Annotated in this window: 1 protein-coding gene; it reads right to left on the bottom strand. The window is 71.9% G+C overall.

The window, feature by feature from the left end; genetic code table 11:
• On the bottom strand, positions 1–370 hold a 370-nt coding region (locus tag ACFHW0_RS31710; protein ID WP_416613305.1), incomplete at its 3' end, for a hypothetical protein.
• Positions 371–691 lie beyond the last annotated feature (321 nt).

Below are 691 nucleotides of genomic sequence, written 5' to 3'. Positions count from 1 at the left end.
CCCTCACGACGGTCACCACCACGGAAGCCACCCTCACGCGGCGGACCCGAACGGAAACCACCCTCACGACGGTCACCACCGCGGAAGCCACCCTCGCGGTCACCACCACGGAAACCACCGTCGCGGTCGCCGCCACGGAAACCGCCCGGGCGATCGCCACCCTCACGACGGTCGCCGCCACGGTAGCCGCCGGATCGCTCGTCACCGTCCCGACGGAAGCCGCCTTCGCGGCGGTCTCCGCCCCGGGAACCCTCACGGTCGCCGCGGAAGCCGCCCTGGCGGTCGCTGGCGTCCCGACGAGGTGCGCCACCACTGCGGGAGTCGCCGTCACGCGGACCGGACCGGAAGCCGCCCTCTCGGCGGTCGCCACCGCGGGAGTCGCCGTCACGACGGTTGCCGCCGGCGTACCCGCCACGCTGGCCGCCCCGGTCCTCCGGGTACGGGGGCCGATCGTCGCGGCGCGGTGCTCCCTCGCGCCCACCCGAACGGTCTTCGTAGCGACGGGGACGATCTCCGCCCTGCGATCCTGAACTCACAGGTACATCCTTCCTCATTGCGTCACCCACGACGCTAACGCAGTCGAGGGCCGACCCGGATGGGGCGGCCCTCGACTGGAAAAGTTGTCCGGCGGTGTCCTACTCTCCCACACCCTCCCGAGTGCAGTACCATCGGCGCTGGAGGGCTTAGCTTC

The organism is Micromonospora sp. LOL_025, from assembly GCF_048060285.1.
Lineage (GTDB): Bacteria > Actinomycetota > Actinomycetes > Mycobacteriales > Micromonosporaceae > Micromonospora.
This window is presented reverse-complemented; position numbering and strand designations above follow the sequence as displayed.